The sequence below is a fragment of the Massilia sp. Root418 genome (assembly GCF_001425265.1).
Classification (GTDB): domain Bacteria; phylum Pseudomonadota; class Gammaproteobacteria; order Burkholderiales; family Burkholderiaceae_D; genus Rugamonas.
In genome coordinates this window covers 297,839-321,101 of the sequence record NZ_LMEC01000024.1, presented here as the reverse complement: position 1 = coordinate 321,101, position 23,263 = coordinate 297,839, and the positions used below count along the sequence as shown (strand labels likewise).

Sequence of the window (23,263 nt, the reverse complement as noted above, 5' to 3'; positions counted from 1 at the left end):
AGCCCGCAGGCCGGCCCGCAGCCGCGGCCCAGGCCGTCAGGATTTGGCGAGGTCGGCTTCGGAAGTGAAAGCGTCCGCGTAGAACTCGTCTTCCGGCAGGCCGCAGCGCGCCACGAAGTCTTTCTTTGCCGATTCCACCATGACGGGGGCGCCGCAGGAGTACACCTGGTAGCCGGACAGGTCGGGCAGGTCGGCCATCACGGCATGGTGCACAAAGCCGCTGCGGCCGTTCCAGTTGTCTTCCGCCTCGGCGTTGGACACGACGGGCACGTACTGGAAATTGGGCAGGCTGGCGGCCCACTCGCGGCACAGTGCGTCCATGTACAGGTCCTGCGGGCGGCGGCCGCCCCAGTACAGCACCATCTTGCGCTGCGAGCCGGTCTGCACCAGGTGCTCGACGATGGCCTTGATCGGCGCGAAGCCGGTGCCCGAGGCCAGCAGCACCATGGGCTTGTCGCTGTCGTCGCGCACGAAGAAGGTGCCCAGCGGCCCTTCGAAGCGCAGGATGTCACGTTCCTTCATGGTGGAAAACACCTGGTCCGTGAACAGGCCGCCCGGCATGTGGCGGATGTGCAGCGTCAGCGGGCCGTTGTCCGGCGCGGTGGCGATGCTGTAGCTGCGGCGCTTGCCGTCGCGCAGCAGGAATTCGATGTACTGGCCGGCGCGGTATTGCAGCGTTTCATTGGCGGGCAGCTGCAGCGAGATCACCACCACGTCCGGCGCCACTTTTTCGATGGTGGACACGCGCGAGGGCATCTTCTTGATCGGGTAGTCGCCGCTGCCGGCCACTTCGCGCGCCTCGATCACCAGGTCGGCGTGCGGCACGGCGCAGCAGAACAGCGACATGCCGGCCGCTTCCTCCTCCGGCGTGAGCGCGCGCGCCTGGTGCGGCTTGTGCGTCACGCTGCCGGAAACCACCTTGCCCTTGCACGAGCTGCAGGCGCCGTTCTTGCAGCCGTACGGCAGCCCGACGCCCGCGCGCATGGCCGCCGCCAGGACGGTTTCGTCCGCATCACAGGCAAACTGGTGGCCGCTGGGCTGAACAGTAATCTGGAAAGTCATACAATCCTTCAAATGAATATCTTGGAAACCACTATCTTGCACACTAAAAAAATCTCCCGCCCGCGCTTGCTGGTGCTCGGCTGCGGCGACGTCGGCATGCGCCTGCTGCCCCTGCTGCGCGACCGTTTCCGCGTGTTTGCCGTCACCAGCCAGCCGGATCGCCGCGCCGAGCTGCGCGCAGCCGGCGCGGTGCCGCTGGTGGCCGACCTGGACGATCCAGCCAGCCTGCGCCGCTTGCGGGGGCTGGCACAGTACGTGGTGCACCTGGCGCCGCCGCCCGCCGAGGGCCTGCTGGACCGCCGCACCCGCCGCGTGGCCGCCATTTTACCCGAGGCCGGACGCGTGGTTTACATTAGCACCACCGGCGTTTATGGGGATTGCGGCGGCGCGTGGTTCGACGAAAGCCGTCCGGTGGCGCCGCACAATGCACGCGCGCGGCGCCGGGTGGACGCGGAACAGGCGCTGCGGCGCTGGGCCGTGCGCAGCGGCGGCACCTTGTCCATCCTGCGCGTGCCCGGCATTTACGCGGCCGACCGGCTGCCGCTCAAGCGCCTGGAGCTGGGCACGCCGGCACTGCTGGAACAGGACGATGTATACACCAACCATATCCACGCGGACGACCTGGCCCGCATCATCGCGCGCACGCTGAGCAAGGGCAGGGCTAACCGGGTGTACCACGCGGTGGATGATAGCGACATGAAGATGGCAGCCTATTTCGACGCCGTGGCGGACGCATTCGAGCTGCCGCGCCCGCCGCGCCTGCCGCGCGCCGAACTGGCGGCGGTGGTCACGCCGGCGCTGCTGTCGTTCATGTCGGAATCGCGCCGCATGCGCAACACGCGGCTCAAGCGCGAACTGGGCGTGCGCTTGCGTTATGCGCGCGTTGTGGACTGCCTACAACAGCTGCGCACCGTAGGCGCCAACTGAAAGCCAGTCGTAAGAAAAAACGGACATAATAAATAGATAAGGTTTCAGCAGGAGACACCATGCATGCCCGTCCGCACCCCAGCAAGGAACAAGTTCGCGCTTACATGATGCAGCGTTGCCGGGCCCAGCTGCCACCGCCGCCGCCCGATGAAATCCAACGGCAGGTGGGCTGGCGTTGTCAATGCAGCCACTGCCAGCCCTGCCTCGCCTTCCCCTCCCCGCAGTTCACCTTCGACCTCCCCGGAAACCTGGCCCAGCTCAGCGCCCTGCTGACAGTGGAATGGCTGTTCCTTGCAGCCGGCTACAGCGTTGCTCATTAACTATGTCTTTGTCGGGAAAGCATGTTTAACATTTCCTAGCACATGATGTAGTCGAGAAATCTATCTAATTCTCACTTTTTTCGTGTCCAATTGGCCTTTGGGCAATAAAAGCGTGTATCATACGGCTTAGATGCTATAAAACATAGCAATCGCTCTATGTACGCTAGTGTCATTCTTGTACTTTTCCGGTAAATATTTTGTCAATGTGTCGTTTTTTCACTACGAAGACGACCCGAACCTGAACGAATCCGATGACGTCTCTCAAAGAAATTACTGCTTCGGCAACTTACAACCCGAACCGGGTCCTCGACGCAATTATCGAAAAATTGCAATTGAAGAACGATGCGGCCCTGTCGCGCGCGCTCGAGGTGGCCCCTCCCGTGATCAGCAAGATCCGCCACAACACGCTCCCGATCGGCGCCACCATCCTGATCCGCATGCATGAAATCAGCGATTTCAGCATCCGCGAACTGCGCGAAATGATGGCAGCCTGATCAGTGGATGCCAAACGCAATGGCCCCCGCCTGTCGCCAGGAGGGGGCCATTTTCGTTTGCGCCGGGTGATGTCGGCGGCAGGCTTCTGAGCTTACGCTTCAGGCGTCAGGCGGGGCCGGACCGTGTACATGGCCGACGGGGCTGCTTGCTGCTGCTGCGCTGCGCCCGAGTAGGCTACCTGGGCGCCGGAGTAGGCGGTTTTGCCCGTGGCCGCGCCGGAGTAGGCGGTTTTCGCTTGCACGGCGGCGCCGGAGTACGCGGTCTGCCCTGCGGTTGCACCCGAATAGGCGGTCTTCGCCTGCACGGCGGCGCCGGAATAGGCGGTCTTGGCTTGCACGGCCGCGCCGGAGTACGCGGTCTTGGCTTGCACGGCCGCGCCCGAGTAGGCTGTCTGGCCTGCGGTCGCACCCGAATAGGCGGTCTTGGCCTGCACGGCCGCGCCCGAATACGCCACGGCGGCGCCCGAGTAGGCGGTCTGGCCGGCCGTTGCGCCGGAGTAAGCAGTCTGCGCCTGCTTGGCGGCGGCGCCCGAGTAGGCTACCGCAGCGCCTGAGTAGGCGGTGTCGGCGCGCAGATAGTCTTCGCCAAAGGTGGCTTCATACAATTCCTTCATGCGCTCGCCCACGCGGTGGTGGGCCGCCTCGTCGTCCTCGCCGCGCAGGCCGATGTAAGGGAAATGGTGCAGGAAGTAGCCGAATACGGCGTCGCAGTCGGCCGCGTATTTCATGGTGTCCAGGATGTGGTAGTGCCAGAACGTGTCGACGTCCATCAGCGGCGCCGTCTGCTCCTGGGGGAAAGTCTTCATCAGGTACAGGAAGCGGCGGTATTCGAATTCCACGGCGTTGGCTTTTTGCAGCGACCAGCCTTCCCCGGATTCTTCATGCATCAATTTGACTTTGATGGGTTCCAGGTCGAGGTCGGCAATAGCTTGGAAGCTTTCAGCAGAAATCATGAGTGACATCCCTTTACTGAGTGGCGGAGTTATGTTGAGACACGCTATGTTTGGGCCAGGGGCGGCGGGCTTGATCGTTCGGAGTTGGGAACGAGTGTTGATTCGGATCAACGAAGCCAAGTATATGCAAGCTACTGCTGATTGCAAGTTAAGTTTTTCTATCGTGCGCGGCTTGAAGCTTAAAAGAAGCAGGGGCCGCGCGGCCCCTGTTGTTACTATTAAAACGCAAGTAAATCAGGTACTTGCGGCCAGGCGGGGGCGTGCAGTGTAGAACTCGGCGATAGCGTTCTTGCTGGCAGCGGCGCCGGAGAAGGCCGTGCTGGCGGGACTGGCGGCCACGCCCGAGAAGGCGGTGCCGGCAGTGGCGGCCACGCCCGAGAACGCTGTCGTGGCTGCAGCGCCCGGGAATGCCTTCTTTGCCGTAACGCCGGAGAAGGCGGTCTTGGCAGCGGCGGCACCCGAGAACGCAGGCTTGGCCGTGACACCGGAGAACGCGGTCTTGGCGGCAATGCCGGAGAAGGCGGTCTGGGCGGCCACGCCGGAAAACGCGGCTTCGTTCGCGGCGCCGCGCAGGTAGTCTTCGCCGAAGGTGGCTTCGTACAACTCCTTCATGCGCTCGCCCACGCGGTGGTGGGCGGCGGCATCGTCCTCGCCGCGCAGGCCGATGTAGGGGAAGTGGTGCAGGAAGTAGCCGAACACGGCCTCACAGTCGGCTGCGTACTTCATGGTGTCCAGGATGTGGTAGTGCCAGAAGGTGTCCACGTCCATCAGGGGCGCGGTCTGTTCGTGCGGGAATTTCTTCATCAGGATCAGGAAGCGGCGGTATTCAAACTCGATGGCATTGGCGCGTTCCAGCGACCAGCCCTCGCCGGATTCCTCGTGCATCAGCTTAACCTTGATCGGTTCCAGGTCCAGTTCAGCAATAGCCTTGAAGTCGTCGTTCGAATTCATGGGGTCGTTCCTTTCTTAGGTGGAAGGGGTGTTGCAGGAACGATTTTTGATCAGTTGCATGGCCTTGCTGTTGAGAAATCTCAAGCTTTTGTACGGAAATTCCTATTCACAACAGTAATGTCCTAGACGAATGTTCAGACAGTTCCTAACCGGTGCGGAAAGGCCGGTGCGCTGTGGCTGACCGGCACGGTGACCAGGATGGTAGTGCCGGCATTGGGCGCGCCGCTGATGGTGCAAGTGCCGCCCAGGATGCTGACGCGCTCTTCGATGCCGACCAGGCCAAAGGAGCCGAATTTGTTGCGGCTGCGGTCGTGCAGGCCGACGCCGTTGTCGCTGATGCTCATGCTCAGGTTGCCTTCCTGGCGCCGCAGCTCCACCCGCACCAGGCTGGCGTGCGCGTGCTGCAGGATGTTGCTCAGCGATTCCTGCAGGATGCGGAAGTAGGCGATGGCGCATTTGTCGTCGATGCCCAGGTCGATGTCGGCGCCGGTTTCGATCAGTTCGCATACGATGCCGCTGCGCTGGCGGAACTGGGCGATCTGCCATTCCACCGCCGCGCTCAGGCCGAGGTCCAGCACGTTGGGCCGCAGGTCGTTGATGATCTGGCGCACGCTCTTGATGGTGTTATCGATCTGCGCCAGCGTGCAGCGCGCGCGCTCGTGCAGGCGCGAATGGCGGTGGCTGGTGCGGGTAGTGAGCACGTCGGCCTCGATGCGCAGCGCCAGCAGGTTCTGGCCCAGGTCGTCATGGATTTCACGCGCGATGCGCTTGCGCTCTTCCTCCTTGATCTGCTCGGCGTGCGCGGCCAGCCGGCGCAGCTTGTGGTGCGACAGTTGCAGCTTGGCCTGGCTCTCGCGCAGTTCGCGCGTCATGGCCTTGGCCATGCGGATGGCGCGCAGGCGCGACGACGACAGCGTGTGGAACAGCGCGTAGATCAGCATGGTGCCGGCGAAGCCGGTGAGCAGCGCCAGCCAGGGCAGGAACACGTCCACCCGCGAGTAAAGCGAACTCATGGGCGCGGTGAAGCGCGCCTGCCACTGGCGGCCGTTGAAGTCGATCGGCAGCAGGCAGGTGATCAGGCGTTCGCCGCCGGCGGCGGCGGCCTCGGTGTCGGCACTGTCGTACAGCAGCGCGCCGCTGGCCGGCGTACCTTCGCTCACGTCCTGCAGGGTCAGGCGCGCGTTGCGCACCGGTATTTCTGCCAGCGCCTCGGAGACCAGGCGGTGCACGCTGAAGCCGATGCCGACCGAGCCCACATAGGCGGCGCGGCGCTCGGCCACGGTGGAGGTGGGCATGTCCGGCCGGTACACGGGCAGGCGCATGGCCAGCGCCTGGCGGTTGGGCAGGGTGTCGAAGCCGATCGGCAAGCCGGACGCGCTCAGCATGCCGGTGTCGCGCGACAGCGCCAGTGACTCGGCCACCGCCGGCCGGGCCGCGATGTCGACCCCGAATTTCTGCTCCAGGCCGGCCATGGGCTCGATCAGCGACAGGATGGCCGCGTCGGACGGGTTGGCGCTGGGCTTGAGCACCAGCTCCGGATAGCCGTCCACGCCCGGCCGGGCAGTGCGGCGCATGTGCTGCTCGAACGCGGCGCGCTCGCCGGCCGGTACGTGCTGGGCAAAATTGATGCTGACAATGGCGGGGAAGTTGTGGTGCAGGTCCAGCCCCTGCACGTAGCGGTGGAAATTCTCGCGCGTGATGCTGTCCACCGACTGGAAGAAGCTGGCGCTGCCGCGCAGCACGTCGGTATAGGCCTTGATGCCGGTGGCAATGTTGAACTGGCTGCTGCGCGCCTGCGTGCGGAAGCGCTCGCTGGCTTCGGCCTCCAGGGAATTGGAGGTGAACGCGTGCAGCGCCACGCCCACGCCGAGCGACAGCAGCAGTCCTGTCCACCACAAAGGCTGGGTTGGGGAAAACAGTTTTTTTCTGGCGATCAAAGCGCGCATTTCCCCAGGCTGCCACATGAAAAAGTTAATTAAATATATAGATCGCTAATTGATTCCGTCAAGTATCTTTTCTTGCTTTTCGGGCCGTTTGTTCTCCGACGCAACAAAAAAAACCGCCCGAAGGCGGTTATTTTTAAACAGGTATGCAGTTGGTATCTATTTTGCGGACCAGCTGTCTTTCAAGGTCACAATCCGGTTGAACACCGGTTTGCCCGGCTGGAAATCGACCCTGTCCGCGACAAAGTAGCCGTGGCGCTCGAACTGGAAGCGCTGGTCGGCCACCGCGTCCTGCATGCCAGGCTCCAGGTAGGCGGTAACGGTTTCCAGCGCGTTCGGGTTCAGCGCGGCCATGAAATCCTTGCCGCCGGCGTCGGGCTGCGGGTCGGTGAACAGGCGGTCGTACAGGCGCACTTCGGCTTCCAGCGCGGTGGCGGCGGACACCCAGTGGATGTTGCCCTTGACCTTGTAGGTGTCCGACCCCGGGGTGCCGGACTTGCTGTCCTCGAAGTACTTCACGCGCACGGCGGTGACCTTGCCGTTCTCGTCCTTGTCGTAGCCGGTGCACTCGGTCACGAAGCCGTGGCGCAGGCGCACGCGCGAGCCGGGCTGGTCGCCCACCGGCGGGTAGTAGCGGAAGTAGCCCTTGCTTGGCGCTTCCAGGAAGTCCTCTTCCTCGATCCACAGTTCGCGGGTGAACGGGAAGGTGCGCACGCCCATTTCCGGGTGGTGCGGGTGGACCGGCGAGGTGCATTCTTCGCTCTGCCCCTCAGGATAGTTCTCGACGATCAGCTTGAGCGGGCGCAGCACGGCGGTGGCGCGCGGCGCTTTCGGGTCCAGGTCTTCGCGCAGGCAGCCTTCCAGCGTGCTCATGTCGATCCAGCCGTCCGACTTGGTCACGCCGATGCGTTCGCAGAACAGCTGGATGGCTTCCGGCGTGTAGCCGCGGCGGCGCAGGCCGACTATGGTGGGCATGCGCGGGTCGTCCCAGCCGGTCACCACTTTTTCGTCCACCAGCTGGCGCAGCTTGCGCTTGGACGTGATCACATAAGTCAGGTTCAGGCGCGAGAATTCGTACTGCTTCGGCACCGGCAGCTTGAAGAAGCCGCCTTTGGACAGGGTTTCCAGCAGCCAGTCGTAGAACGGGCGGTGGTCCTGGAATTCCAGCGTGCAGACCGAATGGGTGATGTTTTCCAGCGCGTCCGAAATCGGGTGCGTGTAGTCGTACATCGGGTAGATGCACCAGGCGTCGCCGGTGCGCACGTGGTGCTCGTGGCGGATGCGGTAGATCGCCGGGTCGCGCATGTTCATGTTCGGCGAGGACATCGCGTCTTCGCTGATCTTGGCGCGCAGGATGTGCTCGCCGTTTGCGTACTTGCCGGCCTTCATGTCGCGGAACAGCTGCAGCGATTCCTCGCGCGGGCGGTCGCGGAACGGCGAGTTCTTGCCGGGGGTGTTGAAATTGCCCCGGTTGGCCGCCATGTCCTCGGCGCTCTGGCTGTCCACGTAGGCGTAGCCTTGCTGGATCAGGTACTCGGCCATTTCATAGAGCTGGTCGAAGTAGTCGGACGCGTGGTGCAGGTGGTGCTCCACGCCGGACGGGCCCTGCCAGTCCCAGGAAAAGCCCAGCCATTGCACGCTGTCCTTGATGGTGTCGACGTATTCCTGTTCTTCTTTTTCCGGATTGGTGTCGTCGAAGCGCAGGTGGCAGCGGCCGTTATAGTCGCGCGCCAGGCCGAAGTTCAGGCAGATGGACTTGGCGTGGCCCACGTGCAGGTAGCCGTTCGGCTCCGGCGGGAAGCGGGTGATCACGCCGGGCAGGCCTTCGCGGGCGTGCGCGCCGGAAGCCAGGTCGGATTCGATGATGGCGCGCAGGAAATTGGACGGCAGCGCCGGTGCAGCAGGGGCGGTATTTTTTTTGTCGTTGCTCATGTAAGAGGCGGAGAAAAGGAGGCTGATTTTGGGCATTTTACCGTACCGCAGCGGCCCGGCGGGACGGCGAGTGCTTTTCTATAGGATAATTCGTCTTTACAGCTCGGCATACAACCCTACGGAGTTTCCCATATGGAAAATTTATACAACGTGCTGGGTGTGGCGCCTAACGCCTCTGACGAGGAAATCAAGAAGGTTTACCGGTCGCTGGCCATGCGCTACCACCCGGACCGCAACCCCGCCCCCGGCGCGGAAGTGCGCTTCAAGGCCATTACCAAGGCGTATGAAATCCTGTCTGACCCGGTCAAGCGCGAGGAATACAACCAGAGCGTAAACCACCGCATCATTATCGACCCGGAAGCTGAAGCTTACCAGCTATGGCGTTCCGTGTTCGGCCTGCACGGCGTGACCCTGCCGGCAGCGTAGTTTAGAAAAGAGAACAACATGAGCAGAAGAGTACATCCCGAATTCGCCTACCAGTCGCGTGAGCTGGAAGGCCAGATCGAGGGCATCCTGGGCGACCCGCCCGACCACAAGAACTACAAGATGATGCTGAACGCGCTGATGTCGGAATACGCCGGCGGCGGCGGCATCGAGGACGTGAACATGATGGCGTTCGCGCTGGTGGACGTGATCAAGTTCGACAACCCGAAGGCGCTGCTGGCCGAGGCCCAGGACTACGAAGACGGCGACCCGGCGCGCGTGTTCGCGCTGGTGTCGGCGCCGGACGGCGAACCGGCCAAGATGCTGGCCGCCATTGAACAGAAATTCCCGGACATCGGGCGCCAGGCCATCATCACGGCCTGCCTGCACAAGCACCCGCGCCTGTGGGACGACGACGACACCTCGCTGGAGCAGCTGGCAGCCGGCGACGACGGCGACGATGAAGACGAGTACGACGAAGCAGGCGAGGCAACCGACGACTTCGCCCAGATGTTCGACCAGGAAGGAGAACACTAATGTCAGAAAAAAATCTGCCCGCCCTCAGCAAGCAGGTCACCGAGCTGGTGCTGGCCGGCTCGCTGGGCCATGCCGAACAGGCTTTCGCCGAAGCGGCCGACCAGTTCGGCGACTACGCGGTGGCCGAAGTACTCAACACCATCCCGCCGCAAGTGACGGCGCTGCACCTGGCCGGCTTCGACGGGGGCAAGATGTCGCTGGCCACCCTGCTGGTGCCGCCCAAGGCCTGGGCCGACAGCCTGGCCTTCTTCGCCGCCACCTTCCCGGACGACCTGATCGAGGACGACCCGGAGCGCCTGGCCGAGCAGCTGTTCGCCCACATCCATGGCGTGGTGTTTTCCACCGAGGATGAAGCGAGGCGCGAAGAGCTGCTGCAGGCGGCCTCGGCCACCGACCATGGCTGCACCGCCTTTGCCGTGCTGTTCTCGATGGCGCCCAAGGAAATCCTGGAAGTGGCCGGCGAGATCATCTCGAAAGGCCCGTACGTGAGCGGCCTGACCTCGTCCGACAACGACATCGTGCCGCTGGCCGTGGCCCTGGCGCAAGCCAGCGAAGACGGCTGGGACCGCGCGCTGTTTGAGCTGTTCCCGGACTTCCGCCACAGCGCCGACCTGGCCGACGCCGAGTTCAGCGACGACCCGGACGAGGAACCGAAATTCCTGCAGCGCAGCACCAAGGAGCTGCTGTACCGCCTGCGCAAGCAAGTGCCGAGCACCCGCAGCGCGCCGAAGGCGGCCAGCACGCGCCGTTCCATCGGCACGGGGATCTTCTCCTGATGCTGCCGGCTTTAGTCAAGGAAAGCCTGCCGCGCCTGGTGCGCGCCATCAAACTGCTGCCGGGCGACGAGCGCCCGGACGCAGCCGTGATCCTGGCCGACGAGCTGACCGGCATCACCGCCATGGTGGCCGAGAAGTTCACCAACGACCGCACCGCCGACGGCATCGCGCGCGCGCTGCAGCTGGCGGTGGGCGGCGTGTCGCTGGGGCTGGAGCAGGTGCTGACGGTGGACAGCGACCAGGCGGCGCTGGATTTCCTGGTCGATAACGGCGCCGAGGCGGCCTTCCAGGCCGGTTTCCGCCTGATCAAGGACTTGTCGGCCATGCCGGAAGACTCGCTGGTGGGCGAATACGACCAGGACCCGGTGTACGCCCAAAGGCGCTTGCGCGACTTGTTTGTCGATATCTGCCTGGCCGACCCGAACCAGAACTGGAACGGGCACGAGCGCTACCAGGTGCTGCTCAAGCAGCGCAAGGAAGTGCAGGCCATCGTGCGCCTGGCGGGCTGGCTGCGCCGCCACCATGACGCCGGCCCGATCGCCGACACGGACCTGAACGCCGAAGGCGTGATCGCGCTGGCCATCATCTTTGCGGTGGAAGGCGGCGGGCGCATCGTGGCGCGCACCGGGCAGAAAGAGTTCGAGCGCTTCGTGAAGGCGGTGCGCAAGACCAAGCCGGACTTTGAAGCGGGCTGGGCCGCCCTGGTGGCCAAGGTGCCGGTCCAGCACCACGCGGTGCTGCTGGACCGCATCGCCGCCTACCGCAGCAGTTGCACGGTGCTGCAGCACATCCCCGGCCGCACCGCCATGAAGACGCTGTTCGCCGAACTGGAGAACTACGCCGGTTCCGAACTCGAAGCCGACTACGGCTGAACCATGAACCGTGGCCTGGGCCGTGCGCGCCTGTTGCCGAGCTTGCTGCTCATGGCTGGCCTGGCGGCCCCGGCCGGACCCGCATGGGCAGCCGTGGCAACCATGGGCACCGTGCCAGCCGGGGCGGCGCAAACCGTGCGGCACCAGACGCCGCAGAACACTTTCGACGCCGGCTTCGTGCGCATCCTCGCGCTGGCGCTGCAAAAGGCGCCCGGCGCCTATGCGCTGGAGGAATGGGGCGGCAGGATGGAGCGCGGCCGTTCGGTGCAGGAAGTCATGCGCGGCACCAACCTGGACGTGCTGTGGGCGGTCACCACGCGCGAGCGCGAGCGGCAGATGCTGCCGATCCGCATACCGCTCGACAAAGGCCTGTCCGGCTGGCGCATCGCCCTCATCATGCGGCAAAACAGCGCCAAATTCGCTGCCGTGCGCCAGCTGAGCGACCTGGCTGCCTTCACGGCGGGGCAGGGCTACGGCTGGGCGGAAGGCCCCATCCTGCGCGCCAACGGTTTGCGCGTAGTGACCGGCAACAGCAGCGAAAGCCTGCACGCCATGCTGGGCGCCGGCCGCTTCGATTATTTCCCGCGCGCGCTGGGCGAGGCGGTGCGCGAGTCCGACCAGTTCGCCGCGCGCGGCATCGTGGCCGCGCCGGGCTTCGTGCTGCACATGCAGTCGGCGGTCTACTTCTTCGTCAACACCAGCAACCGCGCGTTGGCGGCAGCCATCGAGCAGGGCTTGCGCGCCGCGCTGCAGGATGGTTCCTTCGACAAGCTGTTCCGCGAGCTGAACGAGAGCAGCATCGAGCGCGCCCGGCTGGACCAGCGGCGCGTGATCGAACTGGCCAATCCCGACTTGCCGCCCGAAACGCTGCTGGCCGAGAAAAACCTGTGGTTCGTCCCCGAGCGCCCGGCGCGCGAGGCGGTTAACGAGGTTCGGCCTCCTCGGCAGCGGCCCGCGCCAGCGCAATAAACCCTTCCACCAGCGCGCTGTGCGCGTCCTTGCGCTGCGCCAGGGAGAGCACGGTGTTGGCGTCCGGATCGGCCAGCGGCCGGTAGCAGGCACCCTCCATGTGGATGCTGTCGAACGAGCCCGGCAGCACGGTAATGCCGCAGCCGGCTGCCACCAGGCCGATCATGGTGGACGCTTCGCCCGCCTCCATGGCGATGTCCGGCACGAAGCCGGCTTCCTTGCACAGCCTGAAAATCTGCGGATAGATGCCGGTGCCGGCCGTTTTCGGATACATGATGAAGGGCTGGTCGCGCAGGTCGCGGATGGCCACTTTTTCCTGGCGCGCCAGCGGCGAGCCCGCCGGCAGCACGGCAATCAGCGGATCGTGCCGCAGGACGGTCAGGCTGACCGCATCCGGGATGGCGGTCTCGGGCGGGCGCACGAAGCCCAGGTCCAATTCCCGGTTTTCCAGCATGGTAATTTGCGGCAGCGTGGCCAGTTCGCGCAGGGTCAGCAGCACGTCCGGGTAGCGCGCGCGGTAGCGGTTGATGACGGTGGCGAACAGGGGCGTAAACGGCGTGGAAAAAGTGAAGCCGATGCGCAATTCGCCCGCCTCGCCGCGCTGCGCCCGGCGCGCGGTCAGCTTGGCCTGCTCGGACAGCGCCAGCACGCGCCGCGCGTCGTCCAGGAACAAGCTTCCGGCAGCCGTCAGCCGCACCCAGCGCTTGGAGCGCTCCAGCAGCTGCGCGCCGACTTCCGCTTCCAGTGCCTGGATTTGCTGGCTCAGCGGCGGCTGGCCGATGTGCAGCCGTTCGGCCGCGCGCGTGAAGCTTAGTTCTTCGGCGACGGCGACGAAGTAACGCAGGTGGCGCAGTTCCATGTTATCTGTTCTAAGTATTACTAACGCCTTAAATATATATTGGACAGTAATACTGCGCAATCCTAAGATGAGGCCATCATTCACCAGCCAGGCCGTCATCATGGGCATCGCAGCAGGTATTTCGGCACATTCGCCGTCCTTCAAACGCACCAACCGCGCCCTGTTCTTCAGCGGTTTTTCCTGCTTCGCGCTGCTCTACAGCGTGCAACCGCTGATGCCGCTGCTGGGCCGCGAGTTCGCGCTGACGGCGGCGCAGAGCAGCCTGGCGCTATCGGTGTCGACGGCGGCGCTGGCCGTCTCGCTGCTCTTGTCCAGCCTGTTATCCGACCGCATCGGCCGCAAGCCGCTGATGGGGGCCGCCCTCACCATTGCCGCGCTGATGACCCTGCTGTGCGCGGCGGCGCAGAATTACGGCCAGTTCCTGGTCATGCGGGCGCTGCTGGGCTTCGCACTGGGCGGCATGCCGGCCGTGGCCATGACGTACCTGAGCGAGGAAGTGGAGCCGGGTTCGCTGGGCCTGTCGATGGGTTTGCTGATCAGCGGCAACGCCTTCGGCGGCATGGCCGGGCGCATCCTGGTGTCCTTCATGAGCGACTTCTTTTCCTGGCGCGTGGCCATGGCAGCCATGGGCGTGGCCGGGCTGCTGGCGGCCGCCGAGTTCTACCGCAGCCTGCCGCGCTCGCGCAATTTCCGGCCGGCCGAAGGCGGCTTGAGCGAACTGGGCAACGGCCTGCGCCGCCAGTTCACCGACGACGGCATGCCCTGGCTGTTCGGCATGGGCCTGCTGCTGATGGGCTGCATGGTCAGCGCCTACAACTTCATCGGTTTCCGCTTGCTGGGGGAGCCTTTCGGCTTGCGCCAGAGCGTGGTGGGGGCGATTTCCCTGCTTTATCTGCTGGGCATTTATAGCTCGGTGTGGGCTGGCCGCCTGGCCGACAAGCTGGGCCGCCGCCGCGTACTGTGGTGGCTGCTGCTGGCCATGCTGGCCGGCATGCTGGCCACGCTGAGCGGCAAGCTGGTGCTGATCTTTGCCGGCCTGGCTCTGTTCACTTTCTGCTTCTTCGCCTCGCATTCCGTCACCAGCAGCTGGGTGGGGCGGCGCGCGCAATCGGCTTCGGCGCTGGCGTCCGCGCTGTACCTGTTTTTCTATTACCTGGGCTCGGCCGTGATCGGCTGGCTGGCCGGGGTGGCTTGGGGCTTTGCGGGCTGGACCGGCGTGGTGGCACTGCTGGGCAGCGCGCTGGCGGGCGCCTTGCTGATCGCCCTGCGCCTGCGCAATCTGGCCCCGGCCGCGCCCGCCGAACCGGCGCGGCTGGCGGCGGCCTGACTGCTCAGGGGCAGTTGCTGTAAAGCGGGCCGCGCTGGGTGCCGCTACCGCCACTGCGGCTGGCGTCCGCCACCGTGATGCAATACGTCCCCAGTGCCGTGCGGATCTTGTAGACACGGGTGAGCGAACCCGGTGCTGAAATCTCCGAGACCTTGGCGGCCTCGTACCACTTGGGTTTGACGGCCTGGTGCGCCGCTTCGAATGCGGCGTCGATTTTACCGCGTAGCGTGTCCTTGGCCGGCGGCAGCGGCGCCAGCTTGCCCTGGCGCAGTTCATTGTCGACCTTGCCGGCGTTGTACAGGGTCAGGCGCAGCAGGTCGGCAGCCGGCATCGGCGGCGCTGCAGGCTGGGCCGACAGGTCTCCAATGACGGGTTCGCCGCTTGTCTCTGCCGTATGCGGCGTGTCTGCCGGGGCGGCGGCTGCGGTGGCTTGCTGCGGCGGCAGCGCCGCCGGGGAAGGGGCTGTGCTGGCGGCAGGACGCGGCAGGGTAATAGCCGCCGCTGTCCGGCCAGCGGCAGGTGGCGCAGGTGGGCGAGGTGCGGGCGCTGCAGCCTGCGTGCGGGCGGCCTTGGGTGCTGCCGGCAATATCCACGCGATGGAAGACCTGTCCGCACTGCGGGCCGGCACGGCGGCATGCTGGCGCGAGAGCAGGGCGGCGAGCAGTGCCACGTGCAACAGCGTGGTCAGCAGCAGGGCGGGGCGGGAGCGCGTCATGCTTGATGCGTCATGCTTTATTTCTCACGGGGGCATTCCTTGCTGTGGTACGGCGAGCCGTCCGCCGGGTAGTAGATGCAGTAGCGGCCGCCGGCATGCCTGACTTCATACACCCGCGCTCCACCCATGCTGGTCACGGGCACGGCCAGTTCGCGTATTTGCGGCGCGTTATACCACTTGTGGGAGGCGATGCTTGCCCTGTCGAAGGTCTGGTCCAGCTTGTTTTGGCGGCGCTCGTCCGGCTGCAGCGCGGGTGTTTTTCCCTGGCGCAGCTCGCGGTCGGCGCGCGCGGCGTCCTGCCGTGCCAGGCGCAGCAATTCATCGGCGCCGCGCGCGGCCTGGAGCGGGGCGGGCGCTTCGTCCTCGGCGCCCGGCGTACCTGCGCTGCCCGGCGGCGTGCGCGGCGCGGCCGAAGCATCGTGCGGGGGGACGGCGTCGGCCGTTTCGCCCGGGCTGGCGGCCTGCGTTCGAGGCGCAGAGTAGTGTACGACCGGGGCTGCCTGCAGGGGCTGCGCCGCCTTTTCGGCCAACGGCGCGGCCTGCGCGAGCGGCTGGGTCGCGTGCGGGAGCGTGACCGCTGGAATGTCGGCCCGCGTTGCGAATGGCTGCAGCCAGACCATGGCCGGGCGGCCGTCGTCCGGCGCCTCCGTGCTGTGCTGAAGGGGCGCTGCCGGCCGTGCGAGCACGGCCCACAACAGTGCCAGATGAAGCGACAGGGTCAGCAACAAGCCAGACTTGTCGCGCGGTAATCTTATCATTTACAAAATGTAGCGTGGCCAGCCGCGACCTTACCATATTTGTAACATGTGCTTACACCTTGACCGGGAGCGGCGGCTTGAGGCCGCTCAAGCGGCGGGCGGCAACTTTAGGCTGAGATCGCTGTCCAAAGCGGACAGGCACGCCGTGCCTGCTCACCGCAAGGAGGAGACCATGCTGCAAGAGTACGAAATACGGCAACGAGTGATACGGGTGGGGCGCGCCATCGGCGAGGCTGCGCAAGCGTGCTCGGCGGAGCGTAATCTGCCGGGCGAATTGCGTGATTGCATCCACAAACTGGACCGGCAGGCCGATTCCGCCCAGCAGGTGCTGGAACCGTATGACGTGGCGCGGTTGCGCAAGCTCGTCGACGATCTGGGGGTGCTGGGCGAGCGCGCGCAGCGCGTATGCCGCAATATGCCCGCGTTGACGGCGCAGATGCGCAGCGCGGTCCAGCATGTGCACGACGAGCTGGCGGAGCTGAAGCACGATTTGCGGTGAGGGCCGCTGATGCGGCGGGTTACGCTGGCGCTGGCGCGCCATCTAACCCGCCCTACGCGCCGCCGCTAAGCAGAGCGTGGCTGGCTTACAGCACGCCCTTGGCTTTGAGCGCGCCGATTTCCTCGGCGCTGCGGCCCAGCAGGCCGCGCAGCACTTCCTCGGTGTGCTGGCCCAGCAGCGGCGGGGCGCTGCCGCCGCCGGTGGGCGTGGCGGACAGCCGCATCGGGCTGCGCACCAGTTTCACCTTTCCCGCCGTGGGATGCGGCGCTTCGGTCACCATGCCGCGCGCCTGCACTTGCGGGTTGCGGTACACGTCGCCGATGTCGTTGATCGGCCCGCAGGGCACGCCCACCGCCTCCAGCTGTTCTATCCATTCCGCGCGCGACCTGGTCTTCACCATCCCGGCCAGGATGGGCACCAGCTCGTCGCGGTTCTGTACCCGCAGCGGATTGGTGGCGTAGCGTTCGTGGAAAGCCAGGTCCGGGCGCCCGCCGGCCTCGACGAATTTCTGGTACTGCCCGTCGTTGCCGGTGGCGACGATGATGTAGCCGTCGCTGCAGGCGAAGGTCTGGTAGGGCACGATGTTGGGATGGGCGTTGCCCCAGCGCTTGGGGGGCTTGCCGCTGTTCAGGTAGTTGCTGCCCATATTGGCCAGCATGGCCACCTGCACGTCGAGCAGCGCCATGTCGATGTACTGCCCTTCGCCGCTGCGGTCGCGGTGCATCAGCGCGGCCTGGATGGCGATGGTGGCGTACATGCCGGTCATCAGGTCCACCAGCGCCACGCCGGCCTTCTGCGGGCCGCCGCCGGGCAGGTCGTCGCGCTCGCCGGTGACCGACATCAGCCCGCCCATGCCCTGGATCAGGAAGTCATAGCCCGCGCGGTGCGCATAGGGACCGTCCTGGCCGAAGCCGGTCACCGAGCAGTACACCAGGTCCGGCTTGACCGCCTTCAGCGATTCATAATCCAGGCCGTAGCGCTTGAGCTGGCCCACCTTGTAATTTTCCAGCACCACGTCCGACTGCGCCGCCAGTTCGCGGATCAGCTGCTGGCCCTCGGGGCTGGCGATGTCCACCGTCACCGAACGCTTGCCCCGGTTGGCCGCGAGGTAGTAGGCCGCTTCGGTGGTGTCGCGGCCGTCCGCGTCGCGCGCATAGGGCGGGCCCCAGGCGCGGGTGTCGTCGCCGCTGCCGGGGCGTTCGATCTTGATCACGTCCGCGCCCAGGTCGGCCAGGTTCTGCGAGCACCACGGGCCGGCCAGCACGCGGCTCAGGTCCAGTACGCGGATGTGGCCCAGGGCCTTGGTCACAGTCATCACTTCACCTCGTGGCAGTTAGCAAGAGCGCCAGCTTAACGTCTTGTGGTATGTTTTGAATACAAGAGAAGCGACATGCGTTTTCAACATCAACCGAGGCTTTCATCATTCACTTATCATCCATGTGGCCCTATCCCAAAGTTCTCGCCCACCGGGGCGGCGGCACGCTGGCGCCGGAAAACACCATCGCCGCGCTGCGCTGCGGCCTGGCCTACGGCTACAAGGCCGTGGAATTCGACGTGATGCTGTCGAAAGACGGCATCGGCGTCATCATGCATGACCCGGATTTCGGCCGCACGGTGGCGGGCGAGGGCAATGTGGCGCGCACGCCGGCCTCGGACCTGGTGCGCAAGGACGCGGGTGCCTGGTTCGGGCCGCAGTTCGCGGGCGAAACCGTGCCGCTGTTTACCGAGTACATCGACTATTGCCGCTCGCAGGGCATCTGGATGAATATCGAGATCAAGCCGGTGCCGGGCTTCGAGGCCGAGACCGGGCGCTGTGTGGCGCAGAAGACGCGCGCGCGCTTCAGCCAGGAGCTGCGCGCGGGGCAGACGGCGGCGGTGCCGCTGCTGTCCTCGTTCAGCATGGCGGCGCTGGCGGCCGCGCGCGAGGCCGCGCCCGAGGTGCCGCGCGCCTGCCTGTTCGACACGCTGCCGGAAGACTGGCGCGCGCAGGCTGCCGCGCTGGAGGCGGTGGCCATCCACACCAACCAGAAGCACCTGGGCCCCGAGCAAGCGCAGGCCGTAAAGGCGGCCGGCTTTGGGCTGTTCTGCTATACCGTCAACACGCCGGAGCGCGCCGCCGAGATCCTGGCCTGGGGCGTGGACGGCTTTTGCACCGACCGCATCGACCTGATCGGGGCGGGGTTTGCGGAGCACGGCGGGTTACGCGCTGCGCGCTAGCCCGCCCTACGTCCAAACGTCCAAACGTTCAAACGTCCAAACGTTCGGCCGCGCTGCACCGATCTTCGTAGGGCGGGTTAGCGCGACGCGCGTAACCCGCCGCCTCGTCGCCGCCCTCAGAACCGCTCAAAGCTGCCCTGGTCCGGTTCCCAGTCCGCCTCCTGCATGGCCGCCGTCGCGCGGCGCGGCGTCGGCACATGCTGCGGCTGGCGCGCCGGCTTGCGTGCGGGCTTGCCGCTGCCGGTATTGAAGAAGCCCATGGTGCTTTGCAAGTCTTCCGCCTGCGCGCTCATTTCCTCCGCGGTGGCGGCCAGCTGCTCGGAGCCGGCGGCGTTCTGCTGGGTGGCCTGGCTGAGCTGGCTGATCGCGGAATTGATCTGCGCCAGCCCGGTCGACTGCTCTTCCGATGCCGCGCTGATTTCCTGCACCAGGCCGGAGGTGCGCTGGATATTGGGCACCATCTGGTTGAGCAGCTTGCCGGCCCGTTCGGCCAGGTCCACGCTGCTGCCGGCCACCTCGCCGATTTCCTGGGCCGCCACCTGCGAGCGCTCGGCCAGCTTGCGCACCTCGGCCGCCACCACGGCGAACCCTTTCCCGTGTTCGCCCGCGCGCGCCGCTTCGATGGCCGCGTTCAGCGCCAGCAGATTGGTCTGGTAGGCGATGTCGTCGATGATGACGATCTTTTTAGCGATCTGGCGCATGGCGTCCACCGTGCCGCCCACGGCGTTGCCGCCTTCCACCGCCTCGGCCGCCGCCTGGCTGGCCATGCCGTCGGTGACGCGTGCGTTCTCCGTGTTTTGCGCCACCGACGCGGTCATCTGCTCGACCGAGGCGCTGGTTTCTTCCACGCTGGCGGCCTGCTCGGTGGCGGCCTGCGACAGCGACTGCGCCGTGCCGCTCACCTGTTCCGAAGCGCTGGCCAGCGCGTCGGCGCTGCTGTTGACGCGGCCCACCACGTCAGCCAGGCGCTCGACCATGTTCTTCATGCTGTACAGCAGGCTGCCGTGGTCGCTGGCGCTGGTTTCGATCTGCACCGTGAGGTCCCCCTGCGCCACCCGGTTGACGATGCCAGCCGCGTAGCCGGGGTCGCCGCCCAGCTGTTTCAGGGTGTTGCGCAGGATCAGCGTGCCCAGTGCCAGCACCACCAGCGCGGCCGCGCCAAAAATGATGGCCATATTGCGCTGGGACGCGGCGATGGCTTCGCCGGCCTCGGCGTTGGCCTGCTCGGCCACCTTCACGTTCAGGGTGATCACCTTGTCCAGCGCGACCTGCACTGCGGCCACGTGCGGCGCCACGTCGGCAGCGGCCTGCGTGAATTCGTCGGCAGCCGATTTGACGGCGGCCGCGTCGCCGCCGCGCGCCAGCCGCTCGGCCGCCGCCAGCACGCGTTCGCCGCCTTTCAGGCGCAAGTCCCAGGCCGCCAGGAATTCCTTGTACAGCACGGCTTCCTCGGCGGTCTGCGGCAGCGGGTCGTAAATCTTGCGGCCGGCCGCCACTTCGGCGAAGCCGGCCCGCATCACGTCGGCCTGGCCGGCGATCTTGGGCACGGTGGCGGGATTTTCCATCAGGCGGAACACGGTTAGCGCGCCCAGCCGCACTTCGCGGTTGCCCAGTTTCATCTGGTACAGGCCCACCAGCGAGGGCAGGCGCACGTCGGCCACTTCGGCGAAGCCGGCGCGCGCGCTGCGCAGGCCGCTCAGGCCGGCCGCCCCCACCAGGGCCACCGCGAGGATGGCGAGCACCAGCAGCAAAATCAACTTGGTCCGAAGCAGGAGATTGTTCAGCATGGCGGCCTTTCGCAGAGGGGGGAGGGCATGGGTGGACGGAATTCAGTATAAGGACTATTGGCCGCGGGGAGCGGCCGCTTTGTTGCTGTTGTCGCAAGGCGGCAACGCCTGGCCACCCGTCCGCCGGTCCGCCACATCACGTATAATCAACCCTTTGCACCAGCCAGCAACCTAACCAATACGACATGAAATCATCTGAAATCCGCGAGAAGTTCCTTAAATTCTTCGAGTCCAAGGGTCACACGATCGTCCGTTCCAGCCCGCTGGTGCCAGGCAATGACCCAACCATGCTGCTGACCAACTCCGGCATGGTCCAATTCAAGGACGTGTTCCTGGGCCTGGACACGCGTCCGTACTCGCGCGCCACCACCGTGCAGCGCTGCGTGCGCGCCGGCGGCAAGCACAACGACCTGGAAAACGTCGGCTACACCGCGCGCCACCACACCTTCTTCGAAATGCTGGGCAACTTCAGCTTCGGCGACTACTTCAAGCGCGACGCCATCCAGTACGCCTGGGAACTGCTGACCAAGGTCTACCTGCTGCCGGCCGACAAGCTGACCGTCACCGTCTACATCGAGGACGACGAAGCCTACGACATCTGGGCCAATGAAATCGGCGTGCCGAAAGAGCGCATCATCCGCATCGGCGACAACAAGGGCGCACGCTACGCCTCGGACAATTTCTGGCAGATGGCCGACGTCGGCCCATGCGGTCCGTGCACCGAGATCTTCTACGACCACGGCGCCGACATCTGGGGCGGCCCGCCCGGCTCGCCCGACGAAGACGGCGACCGCTTCATCGAAATCTGGAACCTGGTGTTCATGCAGTTCAACCGCGACGAAGCGGGCGTGATGCACAAGCTGCCGAAGCCGTGCGTCGACACGGGCATGGGCATGGAGCGCCTGGCCGCCGTGCTGCAGCACGTGCACAGCAACTACGAGATCGACCTGTTCCAGAACCTGATCAAGGCCGCCGCGCGCGAAACCGGCGCCACCGACCTGGAATCGAAGTCGCTGCGCGTGATCGCCGACCACATCCGCGCCGCCTCCTTCCTGATCGTCGACGGCATCATCCCCGGCTCGGAAGGCCACGGCTACGTGCTGCGCCGCATTATCCGCCGCGCGCTGCGCCACGGCCACAAGCTGGGCCAGACCAAGCCATTCTTCTACAAGCTGGTGGCCGACCTGAACGCCGAGATGGGCACTGCCTATCCCGAGCTGAACGAGGCCGCCGCCCGCGTGGCGCAGGTGCTCAAGGCCGAGGAAGAGCGTTTCGGCGAAACGCTGGAACACGGCATGAAGATCCTGGAAGCGCAGCTGGCCAAGGACGCCAAGAACCTGGACGGCGCCACCGCCTTCACGCTGTACGACACCTACGGCTTCCCGCTGGACCTGACCGCCGACATCTGCCGCGAACGCGAAGTGACGCTGGACGAGGCCGGCTTCCACGCTGCCATGGAGCAGCAGAAGAAAACCGCGCGCGCGGCCGGCAAGTTCAAGATGGCCGCCAACGTGGAGTACACCGGCGAGAAGACCAAATTCGTCGGCTACGAGCAGCTGGCATTCGACGCGAAAGTGATCGCCCTGTACGCCAACGGCGCGCCGGTGCAGGAACTGAAAGCGGGCGAGCAGGGCATCGTGGTGCTGGACACCACGCCGTTCTACGCCGAGTCCGGCGGCCAGGTGGGCGACCAGGGCGTGATCCAGAGCGCTTCCGCGAAGTTTGAAGTGGAAGACACGCTGAAGATCCAGGCCGACGTGTTCGGCCAGCACGGCGTGCTGGCCACCGGCACCCTGAAAGTGGGCGATGCCGTATCGGCGCAAGTGGACGAAGAGAAGCGCGGCCGCACCATCCGCAACCACTCGGCCACCCACCTGATGCACAAGGCCCTGCGCGAAGTGCTGGGTTCGCACGTGGCACAGAAGGGCTCGCTGGTCGACCCGGACAAGACCCGCTTCGACTTCAGCCACAATGCCCCGCTGACGGCGGAAGAGATCGCCAAGATCGAAACCATCGTCAACAAGGAGATCCTGGAAAACCACGCCACGCAGGCGCACAACATGTCGTTTGACGACGCGGTCAAGCATGGCGCCATGGCGCTGTTCGGCGAGAAGTACGGCGACGAAGTGCGGGTGCTGGACATCGGCTCGTCCAAGGAACTGTGCGGCGGCGTACACGTGCACAGCACCGGCGACATCGGCCTGTTCAAGATCATCGGCGAAGGCGGCGTGGCCGCCGGCATCCGCCGCGTGGAAGCGGTGACGGGCGAGGGCGCGCTGGCGCTGGTGCAAGGCATGGCGCGCAAGCTGAATGAAGCTGCCGCCGCGCTGAAGGCCAATCCGGAAGAGCTGACCGCCAAGATCGTGCAGGTGCAGGACCACGTGAAGGCGCTGGAGAAGGAACTGGCCGCGCTGAAATCGAAGCTGGCATCCGGCCAGGGCGACGAACTGGCCACCCAGGCCGTAGAAATCAAGGGCATCAAGGTGCTGGCGGCAACGCTGGAAGGCGCCGACGTGGCCACCCTGCGCGAGACCATGGACAAGCTGAAAGACAAGCTGAAAACAGCCGCCATCGTGCTGGCCAGCGTGGCCGACGGCAAGGTTTCCCTGATCGCCGGCGTGACTGCGGATGCCACGTCCAAGGTCAAGGCAGGCGAGCTGGTGAACTTTGTTGCACAGCAAGTGGGCGGAAAAGGCGGCGGACGCCCCGATATGGCGCAGGCCGGCGGCACCGATGCTGCGGCCCTGCCGGGCGCTTTGGCTGGCGTTGCAGCATGGGTTGAGCAGCGCGCCTAAGAGCGAAAAGCAAGCAGGCATGCGGCCCGCGCGCGAGCGCGGGCCGTTAATTTAATGACTTCCCTCGTTGTGAACTTGCAACGAGAGAGGAACTATTTTGGTGCACCGCGTCACGACAGCCGAATTGGAGTAGACTGTGCAGAACTG

Annotated in this window: 22 protein-coding genes; 12 read left to right on the top strand and 10 right to left on the bottom strand. The window is 65.6% G+C overall.

Annotated features, from left to right (window positions below):
• Positions 1-36: 36 nt before the first annotated feature.
• Complete coding sequence (locus ASC94_RS26550) at positions 37-1,062, bottom strand: CDP-6-deoxy-delta-3,4-glucoseen reductase (protein ID WP_056403296.1); 1,026 nt, start codon at positions 1,060-1,062, stop codon at positions 37-39.
• Positions 1,063-1,074: 12 nt separating this feature from the next.
• Here ASC94_RS26550 and ASC94_RS26545 point away from each other — a divergent pair, with 12 nt between their 5' ends.
• The 3 genes from ASC94_RS26545 to ASC94_RS26535 all read left to right on the top strand — a co-directional run bounded on the left by ASC94_RS26545 (position 1,075) and on the right by ASC94_RS26535 (position 2,803).
• The gene (locus ASC94_RS26545; RefSeq protein ID WP_056403293.1) at positions 1,075-1,989 is read left to right on the top strand and encodes an SDR family oxidoreductase; all 915 of its coding nucleotides are present in this window, start codon (positions 1,075-1,077) and stop codon (positions 1,987-1,989) included.
• A 59-nt stretch (positions 1,990-2,048) separates the two neighbouring features.
• Positions 2,049-2,309 (top strand): hypothetical protein, encoded by a 261-nt coding sequence (locus ASC94_RS26540; RefSeq protein WP_056403292.1) that lies wholly within the window; start codon positions 2,049-2,051, stop codon positions 2,307-2,309.
• 251 nt (positions 2,310-2,560) lie between these two features.
• Positions 2,561-2,803: a hypothetical protein gene (locus ASC94_RS26535; protein WP_056403290.1), complete on the top strand. Its 243-nt coding sequence runs from the start codon at positions 2,561-2,563 to the stop codon at positions 2,801-2,803.
• Between the two features lie 92 nt (positions 2,804-2,895).
• Here ASC94_RS26535 and ASC94_RS26530 read toward each other — a convergent pair whose 3' ends face one another.
• The 4 genes from ASC94_RS26530 to ASC94_RS26515 all read right to left on the bottom strand — a co-directional run bounded on the left by ASC94_RS26530 (position 2,896) and on the right by ASC94_RS26515 (position 8,582).
• A complete protein-coding gene (locus tag ASC94_RS26530) occupies positions 2,896-3,756 on the bottom strand; it encodes a glycine-rich domain-containing protein-like (RefSeq protein ID WP_056403287.1) in 861 nt (286 codons plus the stop codon).
• Positions 3,757-3,990: 234 nt separating this feature from the next.
• Positions 3,991-4,707, bottom strand: a complete 717-nt coding sequence (locus tag ASC94_RS26525) for a glycine-rich domain-containing protein-like (RefSeq protein WP_056403284.1) — start codon at positions 4,705-4,707, stop codon at positions 3,991-3,993.
• A gap of 134 nt (positions 4,708-4,841) precedes the next feature.
• Positions 4,842-6,653 carry a CHASE domain-containing protein gene (locus ASC94_RS26520; protein WP_056403280.1) on the bottom strand — a complete coding sequence of 604 codons (1,812 nt, stop codon included), beginning with the start codon at positions 6,651-6,653 and terminating at the stop codon, positions 4,842-4,844.
• Positions 6,654-6,809: 156 nt separating this feature from the next.
• The gene (locus tag ASC94_RS26515; protein ID WP_056403277.1) at positions 6,810-8,582 is read right to left on the bottom strand and encodes a glutamine--tRNA ligase/YqeY domain fusion protein; all 1,773 of its coding nucleotides are present in this window, start codon (positions 8,580-8,582) and stop codon (positions 6,810-6,812) included.
• A gap of 132 nt (positions 8,583-8,714) precedes the next feature.
• On the opposite strand from ASC94_RS26515, the gene ASC94_RS26510 reads away from it, so the two are divergent.
• The 5 genes from ASC94_RS26510 to ASC94_RS26490 are packed head-to-tail and all read left to right on the top strand — an operon-like array spanning position 8,715 to position 12,159.
• On the top strand, positions 8,715-9,008 hold the full coding sequence (locus ASC94_RS26510) for a DnaJ domain-containing protein (RefSeq protein ID WP_056403275.1): 294 nt from the start codon (positions 8,715-8,717) through the stop codon (positions 9,006-9,008).
• Between the two features lie 18 nt (positions 9,009-9,026).
• Positions 9,027-9,542, top strand: coding sequence for a hypothetical protein (locus tag ASC94_RS26505; protein ID WP_056403272.1), 516 nt, complete (start codon positions 9,027-9,029; stop codon positions 9,540-9,542).
• A complete protein-coding gene (locus ASC94_RS26500) occupies positions 9,542-10,318 on the top strand; it encodes a hypothetical protein (protein WP_056403268.1) in 777 nt (258 codons plus the stop codon). The genes ASC94_RS26505 and ASC94_RS26500 overlap by 1 nt, the downstream gene beginning before the upstream one ends.
• Complete coding sequence (locus tag ASC94_RS26495) at positions 10,318-11,190, top strand: hypothetical protein (RefSeq protein WP_056403265.1); 873 nt, start codon at positions 10,318-10,320, stop codon at positions 11,188-11,190. Before ASC94_RS26500 ends, ASC94_RS26495 begins: the two co-directional genes overlap by 1 nt.
• Before the next feature lie 3 nt (positions 11,191-11,193).
• Positions 11,194-12,159, top strand: coding sequence for a hypothetical protein (locus ASC94_RS26490; protein WP_056403263.1), 966 nt, complete (start codon positions 11,194-11,196; stop codon positions 12,157-12,159).
• Here ASC94_RS26490 and ASC94_RS26485 read toward each other — a convergent pair.
• Positions 12,113-13,018, bottom strand: a complete 906-nt coding sequence (locus ASC94_RS26485) for a LysR substrate-binding domain-containing protein (protein WP_056403260.1) — start codon at positions 13,016-13,018, stop codon at positions 12,113-12,115. The genes ASC94_RS26490 and ASC94_RS26485 overlap by 47 nt on opposite strands.
• A gap of 67 nt (positions 13,019-13,085) precedes the next feature.
• On the opposite strand from ASC94_RS26485, the gene ASC94_RS26480 reads away from it, so the two are divergent.
• The gene (locus ASC94_RS26480; RefSeq protein ID WP_229417418.1) at positions 13,086-14,345 is read left to right on the top strand and encodes an MFS transporter; all 1,260 of its coding nucleotides are present in this window, start codon (positions 13,086-13,088) and stop codon (positions 14,343-14,345) included.
• A gap of 4 nt (positions 14,346-14,349) precedes the next feature.
• On the opposite strand, the gene ASC94_RS32820 is transcribed toward ASC94_RS26480, so the two are convergent.
• Together ASC94_RS32820 and ASC94_RS26470 are read right to left on the bottom strand one after the other, a co-directional pair.
• Positions 14,350-15,060 carry a hypothetical protein gene (locus tag ASC94_RS32820; protein WP_157201601.1) on the bottom strand — a complete coding sequence of 237 codons (711 nt, stop codon included), beginning with the start codon at positions 15,058-15,060 and terminating at the stop codon, positions 14,350-14,352.
• Between the two features lie 17 nt (positions 15,061-15,077).
• On the bottom strand, positions 15,078-15,818 hold the full coding sequence (locus tag ASC94_RS26470) for a hypothetical protein (RefSeq protein WP_157201600.1): 741 nt from the start codon (positions 15,816-15,818) through the stop codon (positions 15,078-15,080).
• 172 nt (positions 15,819-15,990) lie between these two features.
• Between ASC94_RS26470 and ASC94_RS26465 the strand changes: the two genes are divergently transcribed.
• Positions 15,991-16,317, top strand: coding sequence for a hypothetical protein (locus tag ASC94_RS26465; RefSeq protein WP_056403547.1), 327 nt, complete (start codon positions 15,991-15,993; stop codon positions 16,315-16,317).
• Between the two features lie 85 nt (positions 16,318-16,402).
• On the opposite strand, the gene ASC94_RS26460 is transcribed toward ASC94_RS26465, so the two are convergent.
• On the bottom strand, positions 16,403-17,632 hold the full coding sequence (locus tag ASC94_RS26460) for a CaiB/BaiF CoA-transferase family protein (protein WP_056403249.1): 1,230 nt from the start codon (positions 17,630-17,632) through the stop codon (positions 16,403-16,405).
• Between the two features lie 122 nt (positions 17,633-17,754).
• On the opposite strand from ASC94_RS26460, the gene ugpQ reads away from it, so the two are divergent.
• A complete protein-coding gene (ugpQ, locus tag ASC94_RS26455; protein WP_056403247.1) occupies positions 17,755-18,534 on the top strand; it encodes a glycerophosphodiester phosphodiesterase in 780 nt (259 codons plus the stop codon).
• 116 nt (positions 18,535-18,650) lie between these two features.
• Here ugpQ and ASC94_RS26450 read toward each other — a convergent pair whose 3' ends face one another.
• Entirely contained in the window at positions 18,651-20,321 is a 1,671-nt protein-coding gene (locus ASC94_RS26450; RefSeq protein ID WP_082616856.1) for a methyl-accepting chemotaxis protein, read from the bottom strand.
• Positions 20,322-20,506: 185 nt separating this feature from the next.
• On the opposite strand from ASC94_RS26450, the gene alaS reads away from it, so the two are divergent.
• Positions 20,507-23,116, top strand: coding sequence for an alanine--tRNA ligase (gene alaS / locus ASC94_RS26445; protein ID WP_056403244.1), 2,610 nt, complete (start codon positions 20,507-20,509; stop codon positions 23,114-23,116).
• Positions 23,117-23,263 lie beyond the last annotated feature (147 nt).

Excerpts from the sequence above, each read along its gene's own strand:
- alaS (WP_056403244.1), top strand. The coding sequence starts at position 20,507 with ATGAAATCATCTGAAATCCGCGAGAAGTTCCTTAAATTCTTCGAGTCC.
- ASC94_RS26510 (WP_056403275.1), top strand. The coding sequence starts at position 8,715 with ATGGAAAATTTATACAACGTGCTGGGTGTGGCGCCTAACGCCTCTGAC.
- ASC94_RS26485 (WP_056403260.1), bottom strand. The coding sequence starts at position 13,018 with ATGGAACTGCGCCACCTGCGTTACTTCGTCGCCGTCGCCGAAGAACTA.
- ASC94_RS26545 (WP_056403293.1), top strand. The coding sequence starts at position 1,075 with ATGAATATCTTGGAAACCACTATCTTGCACACTAAAAAAATCTCCCGC.
- ASC94_RS26515 (WP_056403277.1), bottom strand. The coding sequence starts at position 8,582 with ATGAGCAACGACAAAAAAAATACCGCCCCTGCTGCACCGGCGCTGCCG.
- ASC94_RS26530 (WP_056403287.1), bottom strand. The coding sequence starts at position 3,756 with ATGATTTCTGCTGAAAGCTTCCAAGCTATTGCCGACCTCGACCTGGAA.
- ASC94_RS26480 (WP_229417418.1), top strand. The coding sequence starts at position 13,086 with ATGAGGCCATCATTCACCAGCCAGGCCGTCATCATGGGCATCGCAGCA.
- ASC94_RS26550 (WP_056403296.1), bottom strand. The coding sequence starts at position 1,062 with ATGACTTTCCAGATTACTGTTCAGCCCAGCGGCCACCAGTTTGCCTGT.
- ASC94_RS26540 (WP_056403292.1), top strand. The coding sequence starts at position 2,049 with ATGCATGCCCGTCCGCACCCCAGCAAGGAACAAGTTCGCGCTTACATG.
- ASC94_RS26460 (WP_056403249.1), bottom strand. The coding sequence starts at position 17,632 with ATGACTGTGACCAAGGCCCTGGGCCACATCCGCGTACTGGACCTGAGC.
- ASC94_RS26465 (WP_056403547.1), top strand. The coding sequence starts at position 15,991 with ATGCTGCAAGAGTACGAAATACGGCAACGAGTGATACGGGTGGGGCGC.
- ASC94_RS26520 (WP_056403280.1), bottom strand. The coding sequence starts at position 6,653 with ATGCGCGCTTTGATCGCCAGAAAAAAACTGTTTTCCCCAACCCAGCCT.
- ASC94_RS26535 (WP_056403290.1), top strand. The coding sequence starts at position 2,561 with ATGACGTCTCTCAAAGAAATTACTGCTTCGGCAACTTACAACCCGAAC.
- ASC94_RS26490 (WP_056403263.1), top strand. The coding sequence starts at position 11,194 with ATGAACCGTGGCCTGGGCCGTGCGCGCCTGTTGCCGAGCTTGCTGCTC.
- ASC94_RS32820 (WP_157201601.1), bottom strand. The coding sequence starts at position 15,060 with ATGACGCGCTCCCGCCCCGCCCTGCTGCTGACCACGCTGTTGCACGTG.
- ugpQ (WP_056403247.1), top strand. The coding sequence starts at position 17,755 with ATGTGGCCCTATCCCAAAGTTCTCGCCCACCGGGGCGGCGGCACGCTG.
- ASC94_RS26470 (WP_157201600.1), bottom strand. The coding sequence starts at position 15,818 with ATGATAAGATTACCGCGCGACAAGTCTGGCTTGTTGCTGACCCTGTCG.
- ASC94_RS26495 (WP_056403265.1), top strand. The coding sequence starts at position 10,318 with ATGCTGCCGGCTTTAGTCAAGGAAAGCCTGCCGCGCCTGGTGCGCGCC.
- ASC94_RS26500 (WP_056403268.1), top strand. The coding sequence starts at position 9,542 with ATGTCAGAAAAAAATCTGCCCGCCCTCAGCAAGCAGGTCACCGAGCTG.
- ASC94_RS26525 (WP_056403284.1), bottom strand. The coding sequence starts at position 4,707 with ATGAATTCGAACGACGACTTCAAGGCTATTGCTGAACTGGACCTGGAA.
- ASC94_RS26450 (WP_082616856.1), bottom strand. The coding sequence starts at position 20,321 with ATGCTGAACAATCTCCTGCTTCGGACCAAGTTGATTTTGCTGCTGGTG.
- ASC94_RS26505 (WP_056403272.1), top strand. The coding sequence starts at position 9,027 with ATGAGCAGAAGAGTACATCCCGAATTCGCCTACCAGTCGCGTGAGCTG.